General features: G+C 43.4%; 25 protein-coding genes. 13 read left to right on the top strand and 12 right to left on the bottom strand.

The features are described 5' to 3' along the window. Nucleotide 1: 1 nt before the first annotated feature. From rsxG to AB9H30_RS01510, 4 genes are all read left to right on the top strand, one after another. Nucleotides 2-658: an electron transport complex subunit RsxG gene (rsxG, locus tag AB9H30_RS01525; RefSeq protein ID WP_371192853.1), complete on the top strand. Its 657-nt coding sequence runs from the start codon at nucleotides 2-4 to the stop codon at nucleotides 656-658. Beyond that, complete coding sequence (locus tag AB9H30_RS01520) at nucleotides 651-1,349, top strand: electron transport complex subunit E (protein ID WP_371192851.1); 699 nt, start codon at nucleotides 651-653, stop codon at nucleotides 1,347-1,349. The genes rsxG and AB9H30_RS01520 overlap by 8 nt, the downstream gene beginning before the upstream one ends. Then, complete coding sequence (gene nth, locus AB9H30_RS01515; RefSeq protein ID WP_371192849.1) at nucleotides 1,346-1,984, top strand: endonuclease III; 639 nt, start codon at nucleotides 1,346-1,348, stop codon at nucleotides 1,982-1,984. Before AB9H30_RS01520 ends, nth begins: the two co-directional genes overlap by 4 nt. Nucleotides 1,985-2,180: 196 nt before the next feature. Further along, nucleotides 2,181-4,520, top strand: a complete 2,340-nt coding sequence (locus AB9H30_RS01510; RefSeq protein ID WP_371192848.1) for an ATP-binding protein — start codon at nucleotides 2,181-2,183, stop codon at nucleotides 4,518-4,520. 81 nt (nucleotides 4,521-4,601) lie between these two features. Here AB9H30_RS01510 and AB9H30_RS01505 read toward each other — a convergent pair whose 3' ends face one another. Further along, nucleotides 4,602-5,480 carry an OmpA family protein gene (locus tag AB9H30_RS01505; RefSeq protein ID WP_371192846.1) on the bottom strand — a complete coding sequence of 293 codons (879 nt, stop codon included), beginning with the start codon at nucleotides 5,478-5,480 and terminating at the stop codon, nucleotides 4,602-4,604. A gap of 108 nt (nucleotides 5,481-5,588) precedes the next feature. Here AB9H30_RS01505 and rnt point away from each other — a divergent pair, with 108 nt between their 5' ends. Together rnt and AB9H30_RS01495 are read left to right on the top strand one after the other, a co-directional pair. After that, a complete protein-coding gene (gene rnt / locus AB9H30_RS01500) occupies nucleotides 5,589-6,227 on the top strand; it encodes a ribonuclease T (RefSeq protein ID WP_371192845.1) in 639 nt (212 codons plus the stop codon). 119 nt (nucleotides 6,228-6,346) lie between these two features. Further along, nucleotides 6,347-6,541 carry a bacterioferritin-associated ferredoxin gene (locus AB9H30_RS01495; RefSeq protein ID WP_371192843.1) on the top strand — a complete coding sequence of 65 codons (195 nt, stop codon included), beginning with the start codon at nucleotides 6,347-6,349 and terminating at the stop codon, nucleotides 6,539-6,541. A gap of 87 nt (nucleotides 6,542-6,628) precedes the next feature. Here AB9H30_RS01495 and AB9H30_RS01490 read toward each other — a convergent pair whose 3' ends face one another. Beyond that, entirely contained in the window at nucleotides 6,629-6,964 is a 336-nt protein-coding gene (locus AB9H30_RS01490) for a Grx4 family monothiol glutaredoxin (protein ID WP_371192842.1), read from the bottom strand. A gap of 238 nt (nucleotides 6,965-7,202) precedes the next feature. Between AB9H30_RS01490 and AB9H30_RS01485 the strand changes: the two genes are divergently transcribed. Further along, the gene (locus AB9H30_RS01485) at nucleotides 7,203-7,784 is read left to right on the top strand and encodes a Fe-Mn family superoxide dismutase (protein WP_371192840.1); all 582 of its coding nucleotides are present in this window, start codon (nucleotides 7,203-7,205) and stop codon (nucleotides 7,782-7,784) included. Between the two features lie 55 nt (nucleotides 7,785-7,839). On the opposite strand, the gene aroC is transcribed toward AB9H30_RS01485, so the two are convergent. Beyond that, nucleotides 7,840-8,940: a chorismate synthase gene (aroC, locus tag AB9H30_RS01480; protein WP_371192839.1), complete on the bottom strand. Its 1,101-nt coding sequence runs from the start codon at nucleotides 8,938-8,940 to the stop codon at nucleotides 7,840-7,842. 8 nt (nucleotides 8,941-8,948) lie between these two features. Next, nucleotides 8,949-9,896, bottom strand: a complete 948-nt coding sequence (gene prmB / locus AB9H30_RS01475) for a 50S ribosomal protein L3 N(5)-glutamine methyltransferase (protein WP_371192837.1) — start codon at nucleotides 9,894-9,896, stop codon at nucleotides 8,949-8,951. Between the two features lie 139 nt (nucleotides 9,897-10,035). On the opposite strand from prmB, the gene smrB reads away from it, so the two are divergent. Continuing rightward, nucleotides 10,036-10,584, top strand: coding sequence for an endonuclease SmrB (gene smrB, locus AB9H30_RS01470; RefSeq protein ID WP_371192835.1), 549 nt, complete (start codon nucleotides 10,036-10,038; stop codon nucleotides 10,582-10,584). A 129-nt stretch (nucleotides 10,585-10,713) separates the two neighbouring features. Further along, a complete protein-coding gene (locus tag AB9H30_RS01465) occupies nucleotides 10,714-11,661 on the top strand; it encodes a family 16 glycosylhydrolase (RefSeq protein WP_371192834.1) in 948 nt (315 codons plus the stop codon). A 103-nt stretch (nucleotides 11,662-11,764) separates the two neighbouring features. Here the strand turns inward: AB9H30_RS01465 and AB9H30_RS01460 are convergent, their stop codons facing one another. From AB9H30_RS01460 to AB9H30_RS01445, 4 genes are all read right to left on the bottom strand, one after another. Then, a complete protein-coding gene (locus tag AB9H30_RS01460) occupies nucleotides 11,765-11,887 on the bottom strand; it encodes a DUF3149 domain-containing protein (protein WP_371192832.1) in 123 nt (40 codons plus the stop codon). Nucleotides 11,888-12,071: 184 nt separating this feature from the next. Continuing rightward, on the bottom strand, nucleotides 12,072-12,695 hold the full coding sequence (locus AB9H30_RS01455) for a hypothetical protein (protein WP_371192830.1): 624 nt from the start codon (nucleotides 12,693-12,695) through the stop codon (nucleotides 12,072-12,074). 124 nt (nucleotides 12,696-12,819) lie between these two features. Further along, a complete protein-coding gene (gene gshA / locus AB9H30_RS01450) occupies nucleotides 12,820-14,400 on the bottom strand; it encodes a glutamate--cysteine ligase (protein WP_371192829.1) in 1,581 nt (526 codons plus the stop codon). Between the two features lie 68 nt (nucleotides 14,401-14,468). After that, entirely contained in the window at nucleotides 14,469-17,327 is a 2,859-nt protein-coding gene (locus AB9H30_RS01445; protein ID WP_371192827.1) for a M16 family metallopeptidase, read from the bottom strand. A gap of 126 nt (nucleotides 17,328-17,453) precedes the next feature. Here AB9H30_RS01445 and AB9H30_RS01440 point away from each other — a divergent pair, with 126 nt between their 5' ends. Genes AB9H30_RS01440 through AB9H30_RS01430 form a run of 3 tightly spaced genes read left to right on the top strand, consistent with a single transcriptional unit; the run spans nucleotide 17,454 to nucleotide 19,600 of the window. Further along, nucleotides 17,454-18,008: an Hpt domain-containing protein gene (locus AB9H30_RS01440; RefSeq protein ID WP_371192825.1), complete on the top strand. Its 555-nt coding sequence runs from the start codon at nucleotides 17,454-17,456 to the stop codon at nucleotides 18,006-18,008. 24 nt (nucleotides 18,009-18,032) lie between these two features. Next, the gene (locus tag AB9H30_RS01435; RefSeq protein WP_371192823.1) at nucleotides 18,033-18,713 is read left to right on the top strand and encodes a TIGR01621 family pseudouridine synthase; all 681 of its coding nucleotides are present in this window, start codon (nucleotides 18,033-18,035) and stop codon (nucleotides 18,711-18,713) included. Further along, nucleotides 18,698-19,600, top strand: coding sequence for a ketopantoate reductase family protein (locus AB9H30_RS01430; protein WP_371192821.1), 903 nt, complete (start codon nucleotides 18,698-18,700; stop codon nucleotides 19,598-19,600). Before AB9H30_RS01435 ends, AB9H30_RS01430 begins: the two co-directional genes overlap by 16 nt. Here AB9H30_RS01430 and lysS read toward each other — a convergent pair. Continuing rightward, on the bottom strand, nucleotides 19,597-21,144 hold the full coding sequence (lysS, locus tag AB9H30_RS01425) for a lysine--tRNA ligase (RefSeq protein WP_371192820.1): 1,548 nt from the start codon (nucleotides 21,142-21,144) through the stop codon (nucleotides 19,597-19,599). The two genes, AB9H30_RS01430 and lysS, sit on opposite strands and share 4 nt — an antisense overlap. Nucleotides 21,145-21,209: 65 nt before the next feature. Beyond that, nucleotides 21,210-22,308 (bottom strand): peptide chain release factor 2 gene (prfB, locus tag AB9H30_RS01420; RefSeq protein ID WP_371192818.1). Its coding sequence is split into 2 segments (ribosomal slippage): nucleotides 21,210-22,232 and nucleotides 22,234-22,308, totalling 1,098 coding nucleotides; the frame shifts between segments, so codons are not numbered across the junction. Nucleotides 22,309-22,505: 197 nt separating this feature from the next. Between prfB and AB9H30_RS01415 the strand changes: the two genes are divergently transcribed. Next, nucleotides 22,506-22,736, top strand: a complete 231-nt coding sequence (locus AB9H30_RS01415) for a hypothetical protein (RefSeq protein WP_371192816.1) — start codon at nucleotides 22,506-22,508, stop codon at nucleotides 22,734-22,736. A 19-nt stretch (nucleotides 22,737-22,755) separates the two neighbouring features. On the opposite strand, the gene AB9H30_RS01410 is transcribed toward AB9H30_RS01415, so the two are convergent. Beyond that, on the bottom strand, nucleotides 22,756-23,673 hold the full coding sequence (locus AB9H30_RS01410) for a hypothetical protein (RefSeq protein WP_371192815.1): 918 nt from the start codon (nucleotides 23,671-23,673) through the stop codon (nucleotides 22,756-22,758). 98 nt (nucleotides 23,674-23,771) lie between these two features. Then, nucleotides 23,772-24,332, bottom strand: a complete 561-nt coding sequence (locus AB9H30_RS01405; RefSeq protein WP_371192814.1) for an NADPH-dependent FMN reductase — start codon at nucleotides 24,330-24,332, stop codon at nucleotides 23,772-23,774. Nucleotides 24,333-24,451: the final 119 nt, after the last annotated feature.

Below are 24,451 nucleotides of genomic sequence, written 5' to 3'. Positions count from 1 at the left end.
GATGATTCGTTACATGGGTAAAAACGGAGCGATATTGGGCGTGTTCGCATTAGTCTGCACCGCATTAATTGCCGTCACCTTTTACGCAACGAAAGACACCATTGCCCTCGCTCGAGAAAAACAGCTGTTAAGTGTACTCAATGAACTAGTGCCCGAAAGTGCCCATGACAACCCGCTGCACACAGACTGCATAATCGTGCAGCCTGATCCTCTCTTAGGTGAACGAGCACAACGTGTATTTCGAGCACGTGATGCAGGCAACAGCGTCGCCTTAATTGTTGAGACCACAGCACCCGATGGCTACAGCGGCAACATTGAGCTAGTAGTGGCGATAGATACCAATCAAACGGTACTGGGAGCGAGAGTTGTTGAACACAAAGAAACCCCAGGGCTTGGTGATAAAATCGATTTACGAATTAGTGATTGGGTCTTATCCTTTACCGGCGTGAGTTACTCAGAACAAACAGAAGGTCGCTGGCAGGTAAAAAAGGATGGTGGTCAGTTTGATCAGTTTACCGGCGCAACCATTACGCCACGCGCTGTAATCAACGCTGTTAAAAACACCCTAATATATGTAAACAAACATCAGGCACAGCTGTATACCTCTGCGTCAAATTGCAATGGTCAAATGGCCAATATGGAACCAGCAGATGAATGAATATAAAAATTTAGGCATTCAGGGACTTTGGAAAAACAATCCCGCCATTGTGCAACTGCTGGGCTTGTGTCCACTGCTGGCTGTCACCGGAACGGTCGTCAACGGCCTAGGTTTAGGTTTAGCCACTACCCTAGTGTTACTCGGCTCAAATATTACCGTGTCGCTGGTGCGTAACTTTGTTCCCAATGAGATCCGCATTCCAATCTTTGTTATGATCATTGCGGCTTTTGTGACCATCGTCGAACTGGTGATGCATGCTTATACATTTGAGCTCTATCAAGCCTTAGGCATCTTCATTCCGTTGATTGTCACCAACTGCGCCATTATCGGCCGTGCGGAAGCCTACGCTTCAAAAAACCCCGTACCTTTTGCGGCCTTTGACGGACTAGCGATGGGCTTGGGCTTTACTCTGATATTGGTGGTGCTTGGTGGAATGCGCGAAGTATTAGGATATGGCACGCTGCTGGCCGGAGCCGAGTTATTGCTGGGAGATTGGGCGACGGCATTAGAAATTCAAATTTTTACCACTGAATCAAACTTTTTGTTAGCCATTTTGCCCCCCGGCGCATTTTTAGGTATGGGTCTGTTAATAGCCGCAAAAAATATTATCGACGATGTTATCGCTAAGCGCGAGGCCCATGCAAACAAAAAAGTAGTGCAGCGAGCACGTGTTACGGGCACAGATTTATGAATCAGGCAAAACGTTATGAAATGCTTTCGCGCCTTCGGGAAAACAACCCCCACCCCACGACTGAGCTTAATTACTCCAGTCCTTTTGAACTCTTAATCGCCGTAATTTTATCTGCTCAAGCAACCGATGTTGGGGTAAATAAAGCCACTGATAAACTCTTTCCCGTCGCTAACACGCCTGAAAGCATCTATGCCTTAGGTTTGGATGGCCTTAAATCTTATATTAAGACCATTGGTTTGTTTAATTCCAAAGCAAAAAATGTACTGGAAACCTGCCGTATTCTCAAAGATCAATACCAGTCGATTGTACCGGAAAATAGAGAGGCTCTCGAAGCCTTGCCAGGAGTTGGACGGAAAACCGCGAACGTTGTTCTCAACACAGCCTTTGGTTGGCCAACCATTGCAGTAGACACACACATTTTTAGGGTTAGCAATCGCACTAAACTTGCCATGGGCAAAAACGTTGATAAAGTCGAAGAAAAGCTACTAAAGGTTGTTCCCAAAGAATTTAAAGTAGATGTGCATCATTGGTTAATACTGCATGGACGCTATACCTGTATCGCTCGAAAACCACGCTGTGGCAGCTGTATTATCGAAGATCTTTGTGAGTTTAAAGGCAAGTTAGATGACGACTAAAACCTCTATTTTGCACTTAAAATCGCCCCACCTTACTTGGCAACATTATTCGATTTTCACACCCAAAAGCCAAAGTAAATGTTTATTAGTATGCAGCTTTGCAGATTAACTACTATCTTTAGCTTCACAAGTTCATGCATTTTACTTTAAAGCCGTTAACTTAAGTTAGTTAAGATCCCCAAACGCTGAGCAATAGATGATAACAACCAGCAAATTTTTCGAACACATGCAATATATCTACCTAAGGTGCTCTGACACGGGTAAAATTTTGGACGCAAACAAATTTGCCGCCAGTGCAAGTGGGATTGACTTTGAGCTACTTATTAACAAAAGTATTTACGATTTCTTTCATGTAGAGGATTTGCAACAGGTAACACGCTTGTTAGATAGGCACTTTGGCTCACCCAATATCCAACATACCCATCGCTGGAAAAAATCCGACGGCAGTTACCTATGGTGCAAATGGCAATGGGCTTACTCTAGCGATTCTCAAGAGTTGTTTTTTATGGGCGAGGATGTATCCGAACAAAAACGCGTATCGTCTGCACTGCACGCTATCGAAAAAGTTACCGATACAGGCTACTGGGAAATTGACCTCTCTACTAAGGTACTATATTGGTCACAAAAAGTGCATGATATTCACGAAACCGATAGCGCAACGTTTAAGCCCAATATAGAAGATGGCCTCAGGTTTTATCCTGAAGTGTCGGTGCAACCATTATTAAATGCCTTAGACATTTTAGAAACTACCGGAGCGCCTTATAACCTAGATCTGCAATTTATCACCGACAAGGGCAACGAGCTCACCGTAAATGCTCAAGGGTTCTCAGAAATCCATGACGGAAAAGTAGTACGAAGCTTCGGGACCTTCAAAGATTTAACAAAAGCTAAAGAAGATGAAGCGTCTCGCCAGTCACTAGAGCAGCGCACTATGCTCGCGCTTGAAGCGGCAGAAATTGGTGTTTGGGAGTATGACTTTGCTTCTGATAGTTTGGTATGGGATGAACGACTTCTGCAAATTTTTGGAAAGCCAGTAGATACTTCAGGTTTGTCCTTTCAAGACTGGAGAAACCTCGTTCACCCCGACGATCTGGACCAAGCACAAGCTATATTTGAACAGGCGATGAACTCACACGCGTATTTCAATCATACTTTTCGAATACTGACCGACGCCGGGGAAACTAAGCACATTTTAGGCATGGCAGCAGCCAGTTACGATGACAATGGCGTCCCGACCAAAGCTACTGGTGTAAATATCGACCTGACCGAATCAGAACGCGCAAAAACGGCTTTGGAACAAGCTAAAAATGCGGCTCAAGAAAATGCCATATTAGCAAAAACGATGGCGCAAAAAGCTAAGGCTGCAGACATTCAAAAAAGTGTATTTTTAGCGAACATGAGCCATGAAATTCGCACGCCTATTTCCGGTATTATGGGCTTAATAGATATTATGGGCGATATAAATCGTCAATATCAAGACCAAACAAATACAGCTGATTTTGAACGCTATCTAGATTTGGCAAAAAGCACTTCTATTCATCTTTTGACCATTATTGGTGACATTTTAGACTTTTCAAAAATTGAAGCCGGTAAAGTTGTATTACAAAATCAAAGTTTTAATCTTAACATTCTGCTCAACGATCTTATGAGCGGATATAGACTTCAAGCGAATGAAAAGGGCCTATACTTAGACTTTAAAACCCAATCTATAGACTCGAGCTTAGTGGTTGGCGATGAGATCAGGCTAAAGCAGATACTTTATAATTTGCTCAGCAATGCGCTAAAATTTACTGATAGTGGCGGGATTACTATACGCGCCAAATTAAAAGCTGAAAGCGCTCAACAAATTGTTTTTGTATGTTCGGTTATTGATACAGGTTGCGGTATCGATGAAGATAAAGTATCGCAGTTGTTTTCGCCTTTTGAGCAGCTTGATTCTAGTTCAACAAAACGCTCACAAGGTACGGGTTTAGGTCTTTCAATTTCCAATGAACTGGCGATGCTTATGGGCGGTAAGATAAGTGTTTCAAGTCAGCGGGGAAAAGGCTCTACTTTCACTTTACAGCTACCTTTTACACTCAATCAAAGTGAAAATATTCAAACAGACCGGCATTCTCGAGCAGAGTTTATCGAGCATGACTTCCCTGCACTTAAGGCTAGCCATATTTTGGTTGTAGAAGATAACGAGATCAATCAGGTCATCATTACCACCATGTTGACTCAACTTGGACTCAGCTATGCCCTTGCCGATGACGGAATTACAGCCCTTGAGACACTCAAGTCTCACACCGAAGACCACTTTGACCTCATATTACTTGACTGTCAGATGCCCCGTTTAGATGGCTATGAAACCACTCGAACTATACGTAGCTTTCCGGCAATGGACAAGTATGCTTCGATACCAATTATCGCACTAACAGCAAACGCAATGGTCGGTGACCGACAAAAATGTTTAGATGCTGGTATGGATGACTACATTGCCAAGCCGCTTGATAAATCTGTATTGATAAAGAAACTTGCTGCACTCATAAAATAGAGTTCAAAAACAAAAAAACGATACTAAACCCTTGAAATTTAGCATCGCTTACTTTGGTTAGTGCCTTACTACTTAGCTTACTTAGCTTTTTTCAAGTCTGACCACAACTCGTCTATTTTTGGCTCTGTCGAGGCGGGTATCATTTGGCGATGAGTGGCGTTTTTCTCCGTGTCCCACTACTTCAATGCGGTCGGTATCTAGACCCAATGCCGAAAAATAATCTCTTACTTCATTTGCCCGGCGAATGGATAACTGCTCATTGTTCCATGAACCACCATAGCTATCAGTATAGCCGTCAAGCAGCACTAGCTCTAAATCTAAATCTTCTTTAAGGTATTCACCAATCATATCTAATCTGCGCTGAGAATAAGAGGTTAACTCCGCACTGTTCTTTTTATAGGCCAAGACAGTGTAGGCAATATCTTCAAAGCTATAAGGTAGCAAATTCGAAATACAGCGACTAAAGGCATGATATGAATCTTGAAATTGACTCGCATTGAGCGCAACGGCAACACCATCATTAGGATTAAGCCAGTCATTGTAGTGAATAGTCGGCCAAAATCCTTTTTCTAGCTCTGTTAACATCTGCCACGCAGAGTCAGAGGGCAAATCACCATCATATTGTTTACGAAGATCCATTTGCGCGATTTGTCGTTTACTGACACCAGGCATCCAACGCGGGGGCATTGAGTATACCGTGGCAACATCGTAACGATTTGGTAAGCGCAGCATATCTAAGTAAAACTCCATATTCAGCATCTTAGACGCTTCACTGGTAAACGAAGCCCTTCCATAACCTGGGATTTCATGACTCAGTTCACATTTGAGTCGTGTCTGCGATGCGAGTAGCCATTCAGACGACTCAATATCGACTTGATACTGCCTAACCGCCGCCGTGCTTGTGGCTACAGTGCTTAATAAGACAACAGTCGTAGCTATTTTTTGAATAATTTTGTGCATACTAATCCCCAGTTTCTTGTGGGATTTATCGGCCTTTTTAATAAAAGGTTTAGCGCTCCTAGGCTAACTTGGGCATACTATTGTTATGATGAAACAAGTTAAGTAATTATGAGTGATTCAAACCCGACGTTAGCGCAACGCTTTCGCGGATATTTTCCAGTTGTGATCGATATTGAGACCGCTGGTTTTAATGCACAAACTGATGCCATATTAGAAATCGCCGCGATAACGCTTAAAATGAACCACAGCGGTGAACTGGTAATTGATTCGGTATTTCATGAGCACGTTGAACCCTTTGAAGGCGCAAACATTGAAAAGGCGGCAATAGACTTTAACGGTATCGACCCGTTTTGTGCACTGCGCGGAGCCCTTCCAGAGGACGAAGTATTTAAATCATTGTGTAAACATATTCGCAAAGAGCAAAAAGAAGCGGACTGTCAACGCAGTGTGATTGTTGCGCACAACGCAACCTTTGATCAGAGCTTTGTCAATGCGGCTTTAGCAAGAGAAAATATTAAACGCAGTCCGTTTCATCCCTTTGTTTCGTTCGACACCACCAGCCTTGCGGCACTAACTGTTGGGCAAACAGTATTAATTAAAGCTTGTGAGGCCGCTGGTATTGAGTTTAAACCGTCGGAGGCTCATAGCGCGCTCTATGACACGCAAAAAACGGCAGAGCTGTTCTGTTACATGGTTAACCGCTATCAATTATTAGGCGGTTGGCCCTTAACTAAAGAGCCAGAATAAGGTGTATATGCTGTTTTTGAGTTTTCCCCCTTACTAATCAAAACGAACATAAAAATAAGCTTGCGTTTAATCTTAATAACAATTATTATCATTTGCACTGTTATTAAATAAGGACGCCAATGTTTGTTTGTATGTGCCACGGCATAACCGATAAGCAAATTGAAAATGCTGTACGTAGTAATAGCGTCGGCAATATTCGCGACTTAAAAAATCAATTGGGTGTGGGCTCTCAGTGCGGCACATGCATTGATATGGCCGTCTCGATTATTGACCAGACGATCATTGACGAGAGTTTATTCAAAGACGTCGGTTAGTTAACTTAACGTCCTGTCCAATTGTGTTGAAACACAAAAAAGGCCGAAGCTTATTGCTTCGGCCTTTTAGTATCTATAGTGACAGCCCTACTCTTGCTTTGCGCTATCGCCACCTACTGCTTCTTTAATCAGGGTTTGTAGTTCGCCCTGTTGAAACATTTCTAGAATAATATCGCAGCCGCCAATCAATTCGCCTTTTACCCAGAGCTGGGGAAACGTTGGCCAATCGGCATACTTCGGCAATTCTGCACGAATGTCAGGATTTTGTAGAATATCTACGTAAGCAAATTGCTCGCCGCAAGACATCAAAGCTTGCGTTGCCTGAGCAGAGAATCCGCAGTTGGGCAGTTTTGGCGATCCTTTCATGTAAAGAAGGATCGGGTTTTCACTGATTTGTTCTTTAATTTTATCTATCGTTTCCATGTTTCAACCGTTTGGTAATTTGCATTGTATAAAGGGTATGGGTGAAGCTAAGTAATATCAAGCGATGTATGTGTTTATTTCATACCAAAACATAAATAAGTGTGATCTTGTTTGGCGTAAAATACGAAATAACTACACTGACTGATCAAGTTATTTTAGTTTTTGTCTGCAAAAGGTTTAAATTTTAAATTTTGCCCTCAAATACAAACTATATCTAAAAACACAATGGAGAATACACATGGCTTTTGAATTACCGGCGCTTCCGTACGAAAAGAATGCACTCGAACCACACATCTCAGCAGAGACGCTGGATTTTCATCACGGCAAGCATCATGCAACCTATGTTACGAAGTTAAATGGTTTGATCGAAGGAACAGATTTAGCGAACAAATCACTGGAAGAAATTGTAAAAAGTAGCGATGGTGGTGTATTTAACAACGCTGCTCAAGTATGGAATCATACTTTTTATTGGAACAGCCTGAGCCCGAATGGTGGCGGTGAGCCAAGTGGCGCACTTGCTGACGCTATTAGTGCGAAGTGGGGTTCTTATGCAGAGTTTAAAGCGGCATTTAACGACAAAGCAGTAAATAACTTTGGCGCTAGCTGGACTTGGTTAGTCAAAACTGCTGATGGCGGTTTAGACATCGTCAATACCAGCAACGCCGGTACTCCGATCACCGAAGATGGTCTTACACCGCTGCTTACAGTAGATTTGTGGGAGCACGCTTACTACATCGATTACCGTAATGTGCGTCCAAACTACCTTGAAGGTTTTTGGGCACTAGCAAATTGGGATTTTGCCTCGAGCAACTTCGCGTAAGCGAGATTCTTCGCAAGATATTAAAAACCCAGCATACGCTGGTTTTTTTTATAGGCTATTTTCGCTGGCCTGGTATCACAGGTGTCGGCGATACAATGCCAGTATTTTGTGCCCGATGACGCAATAAATGATCCATTAATACCAGCGCTAGCATCGCTTCTGCTATCGGTACTGCACGAATTCCCACACAAGGATCGTGTCTGCCTTTCGTGATGATTTCCGCCGGGTTGCCCTGAGCATCAATGGTTTCCCCAGAAATAGAAATACTCGAGGTAGGTTTTAATGCCATATGCACAAGAATCTCTTGCCCAGTAGAAATACCGCCTAGAACCCCACCGCTATGGTTAGTGTGAAAACCATCAGGCGACATTTGGTCACGATGATCAGTACCTTTCTGGGTGATTACATCAAAACCATCTCCAACTTCGACGCCTTTTACAGCATTAATACCCATCATTGCATGTGCAATGTCTGCGTCTAAACGGTCAAATACTGGTTCCCCTAGGCCTACCGGTACATTGACTGCCGACACACTGACCTTCGCACCAATGGAATTGCCTTCTTTTTTCAAATCGCGCATATAGGCATCAAGGGCTTCTAGCTTTGACGCATCAGGGCAAAAAAATGGATTGGTATTGGTAATATCATGATCAACACTATCTATTCCAATCGGTCCAAGTTGCGACAGATATCCTCTTATTTCTATGCCATAGGTCTGTTTTAAATACTTTTTGGCAATTCCGCCAGCAGCAACCCGCACCGCTGTCTCGCGTGCAGAAGAGCGACCGCCGCCACGATGGTCACGAAAGCCAAATTTTTGTTGATAGGTATAATCTGCATGGCCGGGCCTAAAAGCGTCTTTGATTTTAGAATAGTCTTGGCTACGTTGGTCTGTATTATTGATCAGTAGGCCAATGCTAGTGCCTGTTGTTTTACCTTCAAATACACCAGAAAGTATCTTTACCTCATCTTCTTCTCTGCGAGCGGTCGTATATCGTGAAGTGCCGGGCTTTCGTCTATCTAAATCACCCTGCAGGTCTTCCTCATTGAGCTCTAGGCCCGGAGGGCAACCATCAACAACACCGCCAATGGCGATACCATGGCTTTCACCAAATGTCGTTACTGCAAAGATTTTTCCAAAGGTATTTCCCGACATTCTACTATTTACTCCAATTCATCTAAGATATCTTGTTGCGCTAACAGTTGCGCTTTACTTATCGCAAAAATGCCGCTGCCGCCCTGCTCTAGCTCTACCCAAGTAACCTGAAGGTCGTTAAAGCGCGATGCAAAATTCACTTCGCTGTTGCCTACCTCTACAAATAACCAACCGTCATCACATAAATGTTCAACCGCCCGCGTAACAATTTTCATGCTTAAGTCTAAACCATCTGCGCCTGATGCCAAAGCGTGCTCCGGCTCATGATGATACTCTTGCGGTAAGTCTGCCATGTCTTGGGCGTCGACATACGGTGGATTAGCGATAATCAAATCGTACTGCTGCCCAGCCAATTCATGATATACATCTGATTGTATCGGGTACACGCGCTCTTCAAGCTGATAATTTGCAATATTCATAGAAGCCACCTCTAGGGCGTCCATATCAATATCAACGGCGTCTACGGCAGCCTCTTCAAAAGCTTTTGCCAATACGATCGCAATACATCCGCTTCCGCTACACATGTCTAAGATATGGGAAGGAGCAAAATGCTTCGGCAAAAAAGGTGCAAAACGTTTTTCTATTAGCTCGGCAAAAGGCGAGCGCGGAATCAGCACACGCTCGTCAACATAAAAAGGCATTTGCGCAAACCATGCCACATTACTAATGTAGGGCAAGGGCTTTGCGTGATGGGCACGCAGATTTACCCAATGCTCAAGTTTGTCGCATTCACTCGGAAGTAAATGACTTTGGTAAATCACAGCCTTTTGTGCCGCCGAGCTCAGCAATGGCAGGTCTAAGGCTTGAAACACCAAATGCTCAGCTTCATCCCAGATGTTATCTGTGCCGTGACCTAGATACACATCGTTACGATGGCACTCACTCATCGTATAGCGTATCCAATCCCCTATTGTCACTAAAGCCTGAGTTTCGGACTGTTGATTGTCGGTTTGCATGACCTATACCATTTATTCAAAAAGAACGACCAAATGTACAAAAACCAGCCACAGAGCTGAATCCATGTATGCGTTACGATTGATTTTATGGCAGTATAATACGCATTATTGATTTGAATTTCGCTGATATTTTGAAAAGATGGTAAAAAAAGCAAGCACCACTTCACAAAGTGTTCCATTTACAGAATTATTTGCTGATGCAAAGCCACTCATTCATAACCAATTTGTTCAAGATCCAAAAGAACGCCGCTCGTTAAATAAAAGCCCATCTAAAAAAGCCCAGCGCGAACGCAAGCAACAAAATGCTAGCTTTGAATTTTCGGACGGTTTTGAAGCTTATTTTGATCCAATGAAAAAGCTCAAATATGTGCGACCTGGGACCAACGCAGATCAAGGCATTAAACGCCTCAAACGTGGACAAATTGCACCAGAACTGATCTTAGACTTGCATGGCCTTAACAGTGAACAGACTAAGTTGGAACTCGCTGCGGCAATTGATGAAGCGATGCGCAAGAGCTATGAGTGTATTCAGGTAATACATGGTGTAAGCGGCGGTGTGCTGAAACAAAAAGTCCCCAATTACTTAGTTCAGCACCCTGAGGTTTTAGGGTTTCATCAAGCAACTCTTGAATGGGGAGGAAAAGGCGCTTTATTAGTATTGATAAATTGCGAGCAACTGCAGCCTTAACTTTCGCTATGTAAGCCATGCTGTTATGCATGCAATATCGCAAAACCGGTGCTTTTACTTGAACTGAATCTTTTTTTTAACGTAATATTAAACACAGAATATAAGCTGTTTTGCACTTTGGGGTCACAAATGAAGATACTTATCACTCTATCAGTACTGATATCTCTAATGATGTTCGCCGCTTTCGCGCTAAGTCCAAAGGATCAAGATATTGTGGCATTTGAGGGGTACACGGGTGAATACGAGGGCTTCACCTTAGTGCTAGACGAACGTTTTGATGAATTTAATCCAAAAATTTGGAGCAAAGGTGACGGAGCCGTCGGCGGCGAATCGGTTTGTCGATTTCAACCACAAGGTGTTCAAATTGTTGATGGTATCCTTGAGTTAGTAATTCGCGAAGAACCTATCGCAGAGAGTTGGTCTGAGGATCATCAACAGCAAAAAGGTGATTACGACTATTCTTGCGGTGAGCTTCGCACCTATTTAAGCAATGAAGTACGCTATGGACGAATCGAAACACGCATGAAGGCGCCAAGCCGAAAAAGCGCTTCGGGCTATATCTCTTCACTATTTACATACGTGAATGATTTTGATGCTAATGCGCCCGATGAAGGTATTCAAGAGTGGGAAGAAATTGACATCGAACTAGAAGGTGGACGCCCAGACAAATTCCAAGCAAACCTAATCTACGGTAAAAATACTTGGGAATGGTGGAGAACTCGAGCTTATGGCGCTTGGGAAGATAAAGTGACCGTTGGGCCCGTCGATGAATGGCGCGTATTTGCGATTGAGTGGGTTCCTGATGCCATTCGCTGGTATGTTGATGGTGAGCTAGTCAAAACCCTATCGCAAGCTGATATAGATTGTCAGCCTGAGTGTGTTGGCCCGCAACAAAACGCGACGCCTATCCCTGACAATCCAACCAAAATTATCATGAACTTTTGGATTCCTAACGATAAAATTCAGAATGAATTCGGCGGCAATAAAGCACTGAATCAGTATCCGATGAAAACAAAATATGACTGGTTTCGCTATTATGAGCTAGATAGCCATCCCGTTGCCGAGTGGGACCGCTAGTCAACACTCAAGATTGATTGACCGTAAATCTTATGTACCGGATGGCACTGCCAATATAAACAGCATGGGTGCTAAATACGTTTATTTAGCACCTTTGCATGCTTTATTTATCTTCATGAACGTTATGCACAAACAAATACACAAAATATGCACATATTGCGCAAACTACGAGAATACCGCCTAGTGAACCCCAGGCTACCGGATCATTTAATAGTAGGTCTAACATAATATTTTCTGCCTTGTTGATTGTTTACAAGGCTATTGTTGCAGAGTGTGTAAAAATTAAACTGATCAAGATCAATGTATTTATCTCATCATCATCCTGATGCCTTTATTTATTAATCTAGATCAATCTTTTGCACTGTTAAATGTCAAAAACCAATCAATATTGGATGTTAGCAACTTGTAACTTATGAAAATAAGCGCATGAACCAACCTTTACTGAGATCCTCTTCACAGGTTTTTAGCTGCGCTGCATAGCGCATTGAGCGCGCCTCTACTTTATTCGCAACCTCGACCAGCCAGGCTTTTTTACGATATGTTTTGCGCTTGTAGCCACCCCAACCTTCATGATAGTTCAGGTATTGGGCACCAGCATCCCATTTCGATATACGATTAATGGTATGGGTTTTAGTAATAAACCAACCCATAAAATCGATGGCATCTTCAAAATCGTCACGATCTGCGAAACTGCTGTTAGTCTCGCGCTTATAATCATCCCATGTCATTGTTTTAGCTTGAGCATATCCATACGCAGTGCTTACTCGACCCCATGGTATCAATCCAAAAAAGATGTAGTCTCGAGGAGGACGCGCGTCGTGTCTAAAAGAACTTTCCTGATACATCATAGCCATCGGAACATGAATAGGCACACCCCATTTTTCTCTCATATCAGATGCTGCATCAAACCAATCTGATTTTTCTTCAAAAATATGACAAATGTTCTCTCGGCTACTGGGCGGAGTCGTCGCACAACTGCTCAGAAACAGCACTAGGCAGAGTGATGAAACAAAAAAACTTATATTTTTTAACATTTTTTTGAACTTCTTGTTTAAGTAAGGACTCGTAGTAGCGTATTAAATGTGTTTCCCTAAGTGTTCTTATATACCCAACGCCTAACGTTGGGTTTTTTTTGCCTATTCTAAAGTGACGTCTAGATTACTTTTGTGCAAAATAATCTCGCATAAAATCATCAAAACTTTTGTTGTCTGCTTGTTCAATTTCTCGTTGTTTTTGCATTGAAATATCAGCATGTTTCTGAAAGTCTTCTTTATTCATGTTGCGATAATCCATGTTCTGAATAAACGCTTTATACTCTCGCCCTAGCTCCATACCCAAAATACTGTTATCTATTTGGTTATCTTGCAGGGTAGTCAGCCACTTTTCAGAGAAAGTTTCTGCCGAATCACCAAATTTCTTGAATTCTTTTAGCACGGCTTTGCCGAACTTTTGGGTACTATTTGCGTCATCTAAAACTTTGGCAACTTGTTTTAGCCCACCAAAAATATCCGTGGCCCAATCTTGCATGCTCAATGTCTCACCCGCATCGGTGAGCATTATATTCGGTTCACGACCTTTCAATACCACATCGACAAAGTTGCTCTGACTCTCACTGTGCAATTGATCAGAGTAATCAACTGATGGCTGTATTAGGCAATACACTAAAAATACGTCTAAAAAGTCAATTTGTTCTGACTCAATGCCCACTGGCGAAAATGGATTAACGTCAAGTGATCTTATCTCTAAATAGCTAACACCTCTATCTTCAAGGGCGTCAGTGGGTTTTTCCATAGAGCGCGCAACTTGTTTAGGACGAATGGGTGAGTAAAGCTCATTTTCAATTTGTAATACATTTTTATTCAACTGCTGCCAACTGCCATTTTCGCCTGCTGCGATATTTTGATATTGCGCGGCCGGCAAATTTATAGCTTTGCGCAGACTGCTGACATAGGTCGAAAGATCGTTATAGCAAATACGCAGTTCAGACTGAGCTGAACTAGTATAGCCTAAGTCACTCATGCGCAAAGAAGTAGCATGGGGAAGGTATAGCGTACCTCTTCCTATTTTTTCAAAAGGGTGTGCAACTTTGCGATGATTTATAAACGAACTGCATAAAGCCGGAGAAGCGCCGAACAAATAGGGAATCACCCATGCAAGTCTCTTAAACTGCCGGGCTAGAGCAAAATACTGCGATGATATTCCTGCTTTATCAGGAACAACATTTATTTCGTCGCACCACTGCTGCCAAAACATCTGGGGTAGTGAAAAATTAAAATGCACGCCACTGATAACCTGCATCATACTGCCATATCGATTATGCAAGCCTTTACGATAGACTTCTTTCATTTTTGCGACATTTGAGCTGCCATATCTAGCGATAGGAATATTAGTTTTAGCATCGATAAAACACGGCATGCTCATTGGCCATAGATATTCTTGCTCAATACTATCATAGGTGAACTTATGAATATCAATCAGTTGCTCAATCGTCGTGGCGGTATTGGTTTCCGGAGGCGTGATGAACTCAAGTAATGACTCAGAAAAGTCAGTGGTTATCCAGTCATGGCATAAGGCAGAGCCTAAGGCCTTGTGATGACCTGTAGTTGCCATGCTGCCATTATCATTGACGCGCAGCGTTTCGCGCTCTACGCCATGCTGTATTCCAGTTAGCGTGCTTTTCACATTAGTTTTGGCTAGCAAGGCCAAACGTGCTTCAAATTGTGCTTGTAATTTACTCAAAATCTATCCAGTTGGTTTAGTCATTTCACTGCTCTAACAATCAGCAAAATGATAAATTTAAAGTTCCTCTATCGAGGGATGTCCAAGATAACAATCTCTCTATCAAAAGACCTGAGTTGTGGTGCAAGACTTTCAGCATCTCCCACCACAACGATACTCATATTTTCTATGCCTAACCACTTACTTGAAAGCTGATTGAGCTCTGCTAACTCAATGTTCTCAATGATCGCCTGCTGTTTTAGCGCATAGTCTTGGTCTAGGTTTAGCGACAATATCCTAATCAAGAACCCAGCTTTTTGTCGAGGCGTCTCATAGCGTAATGCATCAGATTGTGAATAGGCGTTTTTCAAAAACGTCAGCTCATCTTGACTCATTCCATCTTTTTGATATCGCTCAATTTCATTTAAAAACTCTACGATGCTTTGTTCAGTATACTCTGCTGCGACGTCTGCTGTCGCGGTGAAAAACCCGAGATTTTTACCGCCTATAAACCCTGTCCGAGCGCCATAGGTATAACCTTTATCTTCACGAAGGTTTAGGTTTATGCGGCTGTTAAACATTCCGCCAAGGGGGAAATTAGCCAAGGTTAACTTAAAATATTCATCGTAGGGGTCAAATACTGGTGCTTGCTTAAAAATCGAAATAACTGACTGAACCGCACCAGGATTGTCGACCAAATAGATTTTACCCTTTTCCTGGGATGCCTGCGGATAAAAACTTGGAATCACATAATCTTGAGCTTGCCACTCAGCCAAAAAATCAAGTAAAGAGATTGTTTCCTGTTGGCCTGCATCTCCAACCATGACTACGGTGGCATGATCAGGTCGGTAATATTGCTCATAAAATCTCTGAACATCTTGCAGTGTTATCGCCTCAATGCTTGCCAAGGTGCCAGCGTCGGGCAGGCCGACTCTAGAATCAGCACCATAAAGCACTAAATCTCTAGCTCGCGATGCTAATACAGATGGATTTTTCAACTGCTGTTGCATGCTTTGTAATGTGCGTTGTTTAGCAAGCATAAAGTCAGCTTCGCTAAACGCAGGCCTAAAGAGGCGCTCTGCGAGTAAGGCCATGGTCCGCTCTGCATTTTTAGCCAAACTGCTAACGTACACATTAGTATAGCGACCACCAGCTTCTACTCCGATAGAACTGCCGAGCACTGCGAGCTCATTGGCAAACTCTTCGCTTGAATAGTTTTCAGTGCTCTCATTCATAAGCTGAGCAGTGAAAGCCGCTAAACCTAGCTTCTCGATACTGTCGAGCAATACACCGCCTTCCATACTTATGGTTATCGAAACGGTGGGCGTTTCCTTACTTTCGATACCAACAACTTCTAAGCCGTTATCGAGACGATGACGCCAAAATTCAGGTATGCTAACTGCCTTATTGACCCCAGCCTCAGGTATTTTGCTGCGGTCAAATGTGTCGACAATAGCAGCGGGCTCTGGACTTTGCTTCATAGCAACCGCTTGCTTTTCAATCTCTTCGACTTTGCGCTCTGGCAAGCTGAAGTTTTGAGGAGCAACCGCCAAATCAACTGCGCCCTCTGGCACAATACTTAACACAACAGCAGGCTTGCGTTTTACATACTTTTCATACACTCTCAAAACATCGGCTTTCGTTACGCTATTGTAACGAGCAAGATCTTCATTCACTCGGTCTGGATTTTGGTCAAATGTTTCTCCGCTTGCCAGCGTGCGTACTTTGCCCGCAACACTTTGCAACGCAAATATTGTCCCACTCTCAATGCTGGATTTTACCTGCTGGAGGTCATCATCTTGTACTCCGCGTGTTTCAAATTCAAGTAACGACTGCGCCATAATATCGCTAAGTGCTTTTAGGTTTGACACCGAAGCTGGATTTGCCAAAGCAACAAACTGAAACTCGCAGGCCAGTTCTCTGCAGGGGTGAGACACGAATGCCTGCACCGCCAAACCATTTTTCACCATATTTTTATACAGCAAGGACGTTTTGCCGCCGCCTAGTATATTCGCCAATACATCTAAGGGCGCTTCGTCTGGATGACCAGCGTAGACGGTAGGCAGTGTCATTTGCACAAGCGGCAAATGCACTTTGTCTTCAAGAGTAATGTATCGTGTTTCGCTCAATACCGCCGGTTGCTTTTCAGCATCAACGACCTCTGGCCCCATGGGAATTGGACCGAAGTAGCGCGCAACCCACGCCTTGGTTTGCGCAATATCAATATCGCCACCAATTGTCAGTACGGCATTGTTAGGTCCATACCATCTGGCAAAGAAGGCTTTTAAATCTTCTAAACCCACTCTATCGAGGTCGGCAACATAGCCAATAGTTGACCAAGAGTATGGGTGGCCTACTGGATACAGAGCCTCAGCCGTACGCTCTGAGCGCAAGCCATAGGGTTGATTGTCAACTCGCTGAGCCCTTTCATTTTTTACGGTATCGCGCTGATTTTCAAATTTTTCTTGAGTCACAGCTGGTAGTAAAAACCCCATTCTGTCGGCCTCCAACCACAATACTTTCTCTAGCTGATTGGCCGGTACCGTTTGGAAGTAATTGGTGATATCCGCGCTGGTCGAGCCATTCAAATTGCCACCAGCCTCCGTAATAATTTTAAAATGCTCTTCGTCAGCAACATTTTGCGAGCCTTGAAACATCATATGCTCGAAGAAGTGAGCGAAGCCGGACCGTCCATACTCCTCTCTAGCAGAGCCGACATGGTAGGTAACATTGACGTTTACCAAAGGATCAGAATCATCAGGATGCAGAACAATAGTCAGACCATTTTCCAACTGATATTTATAGTAGGGGATGACATCGCCCTGCATTTTTGACTGGGAACGTTCAGCGGCAGATTGCGCAGCGTATTGTTGAGAGGTTTCAGATGTGCACCCGAAAATCAGCATGCATAGGCACGCGACTAAAATAATAGGGGATATTTTGAGCATTAGAACCGCTTATCGTATGAGAATAGCCAATATGATGATGAATAATAGCAGATTTGTAAAAGACTTTGTTGTCACCCAACAATTGTATTAAGCTAATGACTGAATTAGGTGCTATGGACGGTCATTATGGATGAGCAAAAGCCTTTAGTAGATTTAGATTTTGGGCTTAGTCAACTTGGCGGCAATGCTGAGTTACTGAACAAAATGTTAATAAAGTTTAAAGAGCAGTTTAAAGATACCCCTGCGCAAGTTACCCAACAATTAAAAGACGGCGATTATGACGCAGCAAAAATGCGCATTCATACCGCAAAGGGCATTACCGGCAACCTTGGGCTTCGAGCGCTATTTGATTGTTGTAAGGCTTTCGACGCAAAGCTGAAGCAGCGCCAAGCGGCCCCTGAAATCCTAGAGCAGTTCACCAAGTTGATGCACGATACTTGTTTAGCTATCGATGCCCACAGTCAACTTGTCGCGCCCGGTGCAGCAGCAGACCAAGCCAATCACCTAGAAGAGGCTAAACCTCAACTTATCGAACTGCTATCTCGACACGAGTTTATAGACGACGGCTTGCTTCGCGATTTGGTCGGCTCAATTGACATGTCTGATGAAGAAAAAGATGTTCTTATCGACCTTATAGAGCAGCTACAGTACGAAAAAGCTATCATGATGCTAAAACACTGACACGAACCTTTGCCGGCCGATAATATGAGTAAGCACGCAAGCCCTGCTATTTTGACTTTATTTGAACACGCCGACTTTAGTGTTATCAATAAACCAGCCGGCGTCGAGATGCATGATTCAGAACAAGGCATCATCAGCTTGATGCGACAGCAGTACCCGGCACATGATTGGTATCTAGTACACCGCTTAGATACTGGCACCAGTGGATGTCTACTGCTAGCAAAGCACAAACAAGCGGCTTCTGACTTGGGTAAGCTCTTTGAACATCGTCAAATTGAAAAGTACTACTTGGCCATAAGCGACAAACGCCCTAAAAAGAAACAAGGCTTGGTGAAAGGTGATATGCAAAAAGCCCGAAGAGGCGATTTAAAGCTTACCAAAACCCAAGATAACCCAGCCATCACTCAGTATTTCTCTACATCCATCGCACCGAGTTTACGGCTTTTTATCTGTAAACCACATACGGGTAAAACTCATCAGATAAGAGTCGCATTAAAATCTCAAGGCGCACCTATTTTAGGGGACTGCCGCTACGGCGGGACGCCTGACGCATGCATGCATTTATACAGCTATGCGCTTTGTTTTGAATATCACACAGAGCGTTTTGAAGTTACGTATTTGCCTGACACACAAACCTTATTTGACCCCAACAGCATCGACCAAAGCTGGTTAGTACCTTGGCAAATACCATGGCCGAAAATATGAGCTATCATTTTGCGATTATTGGCACTGGTGCAATCGGCTTGGGCCTAGCGCATCTGCTTTGCGAACATCAATGTACAATGCTGACTCGCAACCATAATAACCATGCTGGAGCCGCGCTCTCTGTAATTGAAATCGATCATGAAACAAAGATGATTAGCGCTGATGTTTGCAAGCTGAGTAATATGACAGGAAAAGACTGGAAGCGCGTTGACCTATTAATCCTTCCTGTAAAGTTTTACCACCTAAGTGCACTTATCGAGCAGCTACGAAGCAATTTGCCCAATACCCTTCCTATGCTATTACTGCAAAATGGTTTGGGTGGACACCAGTTGCTAGGCGATGCATTTCCTAGTAACCCTATATATTTGGGCTCTACTACCGATGCAATTACTACACTCAAAGCTCAGCAAATCCAAATTCATGCGCGCGGAGAGCTGGTGATTGGCAGTCTTAATCGAACGATTCCAAGCGGCGCATTACGGGCGTTAATGAAGGCACATCCTAAGGCAATTTGGGAAGACCAAATCATGACATATCTATACCGCAAACTAGCGGTGAATGCTGTGATTAACCCTTTGACTGCAAAATATCAGTGCCGTAACGGTGAGCTTAGTGAACATTTAGAACAAGTGGAAGTTTTGAAGCAAGAAGTATTTACCCTTTACCAAGCACTCTCATTAAATATTGAGCTGCCCGCCTTAAATAACTATATTGATTCGGTAATTGCGCTTACCACAAATAATTACTCGTCGATGTATCAAGACGTGAAACATCGCCGACCTACAGAAATCGACAGTATTTTAGGGGTATTGCTAACAAAAGCGGCAGCGCATAAGGTGCCACTGCCGCTCATTCAAAGCCTGTATGACGAAATCAAAGCGCTTTAATCTTGATTTTGGTGCTGCGGCTTCATATGCGGAAACAAAATCACGTCTTTGATGGTTGGACTGTCGGTAAACAACATGACTAATCTGTCGATGCCAATCCCCTCACCTGCCGTCGGTGCCATACCGTATTCTAGCGCGGTAATATAGTCTTCATCAAAATGCATGGCCTCATCGTCGCCTGCATCTTTTTCTGCTACTTGCTTTTTAAAACGCGAGGCCTGATCTTCTGGGTCGTTAAGCTCTGAGAAACCATTTGCTAGCTCACGTCCGCCCACAAAGAATTCAAAGCGGTCGGTAACAAATGCGTTTTTATCATTGCGACGCGCAAGAGGCGACACTTCCCACGGATATTCTGTAATAAATGTTGGCTGATCGAGTTTTTCTTCGGCGGTGGCTTCAAAAATCTCGCACAAATATTTACCCGCGCCCCAAATGCCGTCTACCTCTGGCTCTTTAATATGCAGTTGCTTGGCCATTGCCTTCATGGCGTCTAAATGATTTTCTGGATCATTAATAGCCTCTGCATTTGCATCAGGCCAATACTTTAAGATGGCATCTGCCATACTTAAACGCGCAAAGGGCTGAGCAAAGTCATAGATGGTTTCTTTAATGACTTCACCATCGCTGTTCTTTTGCGTGTTTTTAATTAACAGAGTGCCAAGAACCTTTTGCGCAACTTCACGCAGCATTTCTTCGGTGAGGTTCATGAGATCATTATAATCGGCGTAGGCCTGATAAAACTCCAACATCGTGAACTCAGGGTTATGACGCGTCGATAGGCCTTCATTTCTAAAGTTACGATTGATCTCGAACACGCGCTCCAAACCGCCGACAACTAAACGTTTTAAGTAAAGTTCTGGTGCAATACGAAGGTACATATCGATGTCTAAGGCATTGTGATGCGTTACAAAAGGTTTGGCCGTTGCGCCGCCAGGAATGACCTGCAGCATGGGGGTTTCGACTTCAATAAAGCGGCGCTCGGTCAAGAACTGGCGGATCCCGTTAACGACTTGGCTGCGAATTTGGAAGGTGCGGCGAGTTTCAGGGTTGGTAATCAGGTCAACATAGCGCTGACGATATTTAGTTTCTTGATCAGCCAAGCCATGAAATTTTTCAGGTAGCGGGCGCAGCGCTTTGGTCAATAGCTGATAGTGCTCCATATTTACATATAGATCGCCTTTTCCTGACTTATGCAGTTGTCCGCTCACGCCAATAATATCGCCAATATCTAAACTGCCGTATTTTTCTTTAATGTCTTTTTGTACGCCCTTGTCGGCATAAGACTGGATGCGTCCGGTCATATCTTGAAGCAAAATAAATGGACCGCGCTTAGCCATGACTCTGCCGGCTAGCGCAATCGTATTTGGCTGCTCTGCAAGTGTCTCTTTATCTAGCTCGCCAAATTCATCTTGCACGTCTTGTGCGTAATGCTCTCGGCGAAATTGATTCGGAAAACCATTTGATTCGCAGCGCGTTCTAATATCATCGAGCTTGGCCCGGCGTTCTGCGATCAATTTGTTTTCGTCTTGCACTTGCTCAGTCATGTATCTTCCTAATGTATGTATATGCTTATCATTATTTGCTACGCGCAATTAAGGCTGCGCTTCGATTATAAGCCAGATTTTAAGCTAGCTATAATAAATTTGTTTAAGTCGCCATCGAGCACGGCTTGGGTGTTGTGACTCTCTACTCCGGTGCGTAAATCTTTTATACGCGAATCATCCAGCACATAGGAGCGAATTTGACTGCCCCAGCCGATATCTGACTTAGTATCTTCCATGGCTTGTTTTTCAGCGTTTTGCTTTTGCAGCTCAAGCTCATAGAGTTTGGCTTTGAGTTGCTTCATCGCTTGGTCTTTATTCTTATGCTGAGAGCGATCATTTTGACACTGCACCACGGTGTTAGTGGGAACGTGAGTAATACGAACCGCCGAATCCGTACGGTTAACGTGTTGACCACCAGCGCCAGAGGCTCGATATGTATCAATGCGTAAATCAGATGGATTAATCTCAATGTCAATATCATCATTCACTTCAGGATAGGCAAAGGCTGAAGCAAAAGAGGTGTGTCTGCGGCTACCCGAATCAAAAGGGGACTTTCTAACCAAGCGATGCACACCGGTTTCAGTGCGCAGCCAGCCATAGGCATATTCGCCGGTAAATTTAATGGTAGCGCTTTTTATGCCGGCAACATCACCGTCTGATACTTCAATAAGCTCGGTTTTAAAGCCATTCGCTTCGCCCCAACGCAAATACATGCGTAGCAACATGTTTGCCCAATCTTGGGCTTCAGTGCCGCCCGAGCCTGACTGGATGTCGATGTATCCATCGTTAGCATCATTAGGGCCGCTAAACATGCGCATGAATTCAAGCTTTTCAAGAGAGCTTTGCAAACCGTCTAGCTCTTTTTGCGCTTCAATAAAAGTGTCTTCGTCTTCAGCTTCAACGGCCAGTTCAACTAGGCCTTCAACATCTTCAGTACCCTGCTTAAGCTCTGCGATAGTATTTACCACCTGCTCAAGAGCGACCTTCTCTTTACCTAATTGTTGCGCGTATTCGGGTTTATTCCAAACATTGGGATCTTCTAATTCGCGGCTGACTTCTTCGAGTCTTTCGACTTTGATATCGTAGTCAAAGATACCCCCGAAGCGACTCGGTTCGCTCTCGAATATCGGCTATAGCGTTGTATACGGGATTGACTTCAAACATGCAGTTACGACTAATTTTTCAGTAATTAATAACAAGGCTCGCAGTTTACAGAAATATCTCGCTTTTTGACAGTGCCTAGCAAAGCAATATATCGGACTGCTCATTTATATTCTGTTACGCTTTAAGACTTGTTTATGCCGATTGATTGACTTATGTTTATGTTCTATTGCGTACTAACAGATTAAGTGAGGAACTTTATGTCAGGACAAGGATCAGGCGGCAATGTCATTGCGGCGTTGTGTAACGTCTTCTTCCCAGGATTAGGGCAACTATTGCAGGGGCGAATACTCGCAGCTTTGACGTTTTTTCTTATAACGGTAATTTGCTATGGCTTAGCCGCTACTGTGATTTTTATCTTTTTATGGCCGGTTGGTGCAATCGCGCATCTATGGTCGATTATTAGCGCTGCTCGCTATAGACCAGATTAATGCGAAAGCTACTAATCGATTAGTGTGTCTGATAGCTTTGGATGTACTTAGGGTCGACTTGAAATACAGGAATTCTATATCGGGGCTCCCATTTTCCATCTCTCAAATGAATATTTGTTACTCCCATTCTAGCAAGGTCCTCTAGAGAATAATAAAATTCCGATGGTAATGCTTCTTTTGAATTTTCAATTTGGTCAAAGCCATAATTCGCAATCATAGGATCCACGCCTATTCGAGCGTAGAAGGCGCTTAATCTATCAATGTCTCGCGCCAAAATAACGCTATTATGAAAGTCGAGGTCACTATTTCGGATCTCCTCTATGAAGTGTTCGGCGTACTCTTCTCTGGTCACGTTTGGAAATTGTTTATGCACATTGGCAAGGTTTATCTCAAACATCTCATGCAGTGAAGCTAACAACTGTTCATCGTCTAACTTAGAGATTTGTAATCTCATTCCGCGATTAACCCCTGCATCAATACCTCTTTGTTCAGTTGCACTCCCGTGCCATACTAACTCTGAATGATCAAACAGAATTTTAGTTTTGCCAGCTAAAAAAACGAAATTCGCGCAGGCTGAAAAGCAGCGTCGAGAAACCAACACATTTAACTCTTCTTTGAGTATCCATTCGGCCATTTCAAGGGCTGCAAGCGAGTTACCGCCTCTACTATCAATGTTGATTGTAGTAACGCGGATGTTATTTTTTTGACGCCTATTTTCGTAAACCTGTTTCAAAGCAGTAAAACCCTCAGTACTGATCATTCCGCGATAAGCAATGTATTCGCTGACTTCTTGGGAGGCTATTCTAAGATCGCCGATTTCAACAACTTCAATACCCTTCCTCTCACTTGAAAAATCGAGCCGGTTGACGCCAATTACGATCAGTAATAACAGTAGAATGAAAATGATAAACGCAGATTTCAACAAGAAACTTAGCATATTTATATCCTTATGAAATCTAAGCCATACTTTTAAAACTGAAAAGATAAAGAAGATAAGCGGCTCACTGATGTAGCACAGGAGCCGTCATTTGTGGGTCAAAGCATAGAAGCTAACTGCTTACCTATGTTATTGAGTTTTTTAACCGTCACTTCATCCGATATTTCGTATTTATCATTTACTAAATTACCCACGTTACCGATAGCCAACTGATCGCCTAATACATTGATACCGATGTTGCTTAGCAACAAACGCACCGGCACTAGAACACGAATGCCGCCAAGTCCGCCAGGAGATGCAGCAATCAATGCAGCAAACTTGCCTTTAAACGCTTCTAATGGCCTCTCACCCTCTTCTTTACGCGATGCCCAATCAATCACGTTCTTAAATAAGGCACTGTAACCACTGTTGTATTCTGGGCTCGCAATTAAAAACGCATCGTGACTCTTCAATAGCTCTTTAAAGGCTTTAGCTTTTGCAGGGATGCCCTGCTCGGCTTCGAGATCTTCTGTGAAAATAGGAATATCAGCATACTCCGACATATCAACCACTGTTACTTCACAACCTGCTGATTTAGCTCCCTCTGCAGCCTTTTTAACAGCGGCAAAATTGAAAGAGTGTTTACGACCTGAACCTGCAAATGCTAATACTTTTTTCATGGGTGTCCTTATTTGAGAACTTATTTAAGAATTTTCTGTCCCGATTATCTTCGTCAAACCGAAGGTTGGGTAGTCAGTTATTTACGCGAGTTTTATTAATGCCGTTCATAATTGCAACT

It is taken from the genome of Glaciecola sp. SC05 (assembly GCF_041380235.1).
In the GTDB taxonomy this organism is placed as follows: domain Bacteria; phylum Pseudomonadota; class Gammaproteobacteria; order Enterobacterales; family Alteromonadaceae; genus Glaciecola.
This window is presented reverse-complemented; position numbering and strand designations above follow the sequence as displayed.

Bases quoted from the DNA above. Each gene is read 5' to 3' on its own strand.
- rsxG (WP_371192853.1), top strand. From the start codon at position 2: ATGATTCGTTACATGGGTAAAAACGGAGCGATATTGGGCGTGTTCGCA.
- AB9H30_RS01520 (WP_371192851.1), top strand. From the start codon at position 651: ATGAATGAATATAAAAATTTAGGCATTCAGGGACTTTGGAAAAACAAT.
- nth (WP_371192849.1), top strand. From the start codon at position 1,346: ATGAATCAGGCAAAACGTTATGAAATGCTTTCGCGCCTTCGGGAAAAC.
- AB9H30_RS01510 (WP_371192848.1), top strand. From the start codon at position 2,181: ATGATAACAACCAGCAAATTTTTCGAACACATGCAATATATCTACCTA.
- AB9H30_RS01505 (WP_371192846.1), bottom strand. From the start codon at position 5,480: ATGCACAAAATTATTCAAAAAATAGCTACGACTGTTGTCTTATTAAGC.
- rnt (WP_371192845.1), top strand. From the start codon at position 5,589: ATGAGTGATTCAAACCCGACGTTAGCGCAACGCTTTCGCGGATATTTT.
- AB9H30_RS01495 (WP_371192843.1), top strand. From the start codon at position 6,347: ATGTTTGTTTGTATGTGCCACGGCATAACCGATAAGCAAATTGAAAAT.
- AB9H30_RS01490 (WP_371192842.1), bottom strand. From the start codon at position 6,964: ATGGAAACGATAGATAAAATTAAAGAACAAATCAGTGAAAACCCGATC.
- AB9H30_RS01485 (WP_371192840.1), top strand. From the start codon at position 7,203: ATGGCTTTTGAATTACCGGCGCTTCCGTACGAAAAGAATGCACTCGAA.
- aroC (WP_371192839.1), bottom strand. From the start codon at position 8,940: ATGTCGGGAAATACCTTTGGAAAAATCTTTGCAGTAACGACATTTGGT.
- prmB (WP_371192837.1), bottom strand. From the start codon at position 9,896: ATGCAAACCGACAATCAACAGTCCGAAACTCAGGCTTTAGTGACAATA.
- smrB (WP_371192835.1), top strand. From the start codon at position 10,036: ATGGTAAAAAAAGCAAGCACCACTTCACAAAGTGTTCCATTTACAGAA.
- AB9H30_RS01465 (WP_371192834.1), top strand. From the start codon at position 10,714: ATGAAGATACTTATCACTCTATCAGTACTGATATCTCTAATGATGTTC.
- AB9H30_RS01460 (WP_371192832.1), bottom strand. From the start codon at position 11,887: ATGTTAGACCTACTATTAAATGATCCGGTAGCCTGGGGTTCACTAGGC.
- AB9H30_RS01455 (WP_371192830.1), bottom strand. From the start codon at position 12,695: ATGTTAAAAAATATAAGTTTTTTTGTTTCATCACTCTGCCTAGTGCTG.
- AB9H30_RS01445 (WP_371192827.1), bottom strand. From the start codon at position 17,327: ATGCTCAAAATATCCCCTATTATTTTAGTCGCGTGCCTATGCATGCTG.
- AB9H30_RS01440 (WP_371192825.1), top strand. From the start codon at position 17,454: ATGGATGAGCAAAAGCCTTTAGTAGATTTAGATTTTGGGCTTAGTCAA.
- AB9H30_RS01435 (WP_371192823.1), top strand. From the start codon at position 18,033: ATGAGTAAGCACGCAAGCCCTGCTATTTTGACTTTATTTGAACACGCC.
- AB9H30_RS01430 (WP_371192821.1), top strand. From the start codon at position 18,698: ATGGCCGAAAATATGAGCTATCATTTTGCGATTATTGGCACTGGTGCA.
- lysS (WP_371192820.1), bottom strand. From the start codon at position 21,144: ATGACTGAGCAAGTGCAAGACGAAAACAAATTGATCGCAGAACGCCGG.
- AB9H30_RS01415 (WP_371192816.1), top strand. From the start codon at position 22,506: ATGTCAGGACAAGGATCAGGCGGCAATGTCATTGCGGCGTTGTGTAAC.
- AB9H30_RS01410 (WP_371192815.1), bottom strand. From the start codon at position 23,673: ATGCTAAGTTTCTTGTTGAAATCTGCGTTTATCATTTTCATTCTACTG.
- AB9H30_RS01405 (WP_371192814.1), bottom strand. From the start codon at position 24,332: ATGAAAAAAGTATTAGCATTTGCAGGTTCAGGTCGTAAACACTCTTTC.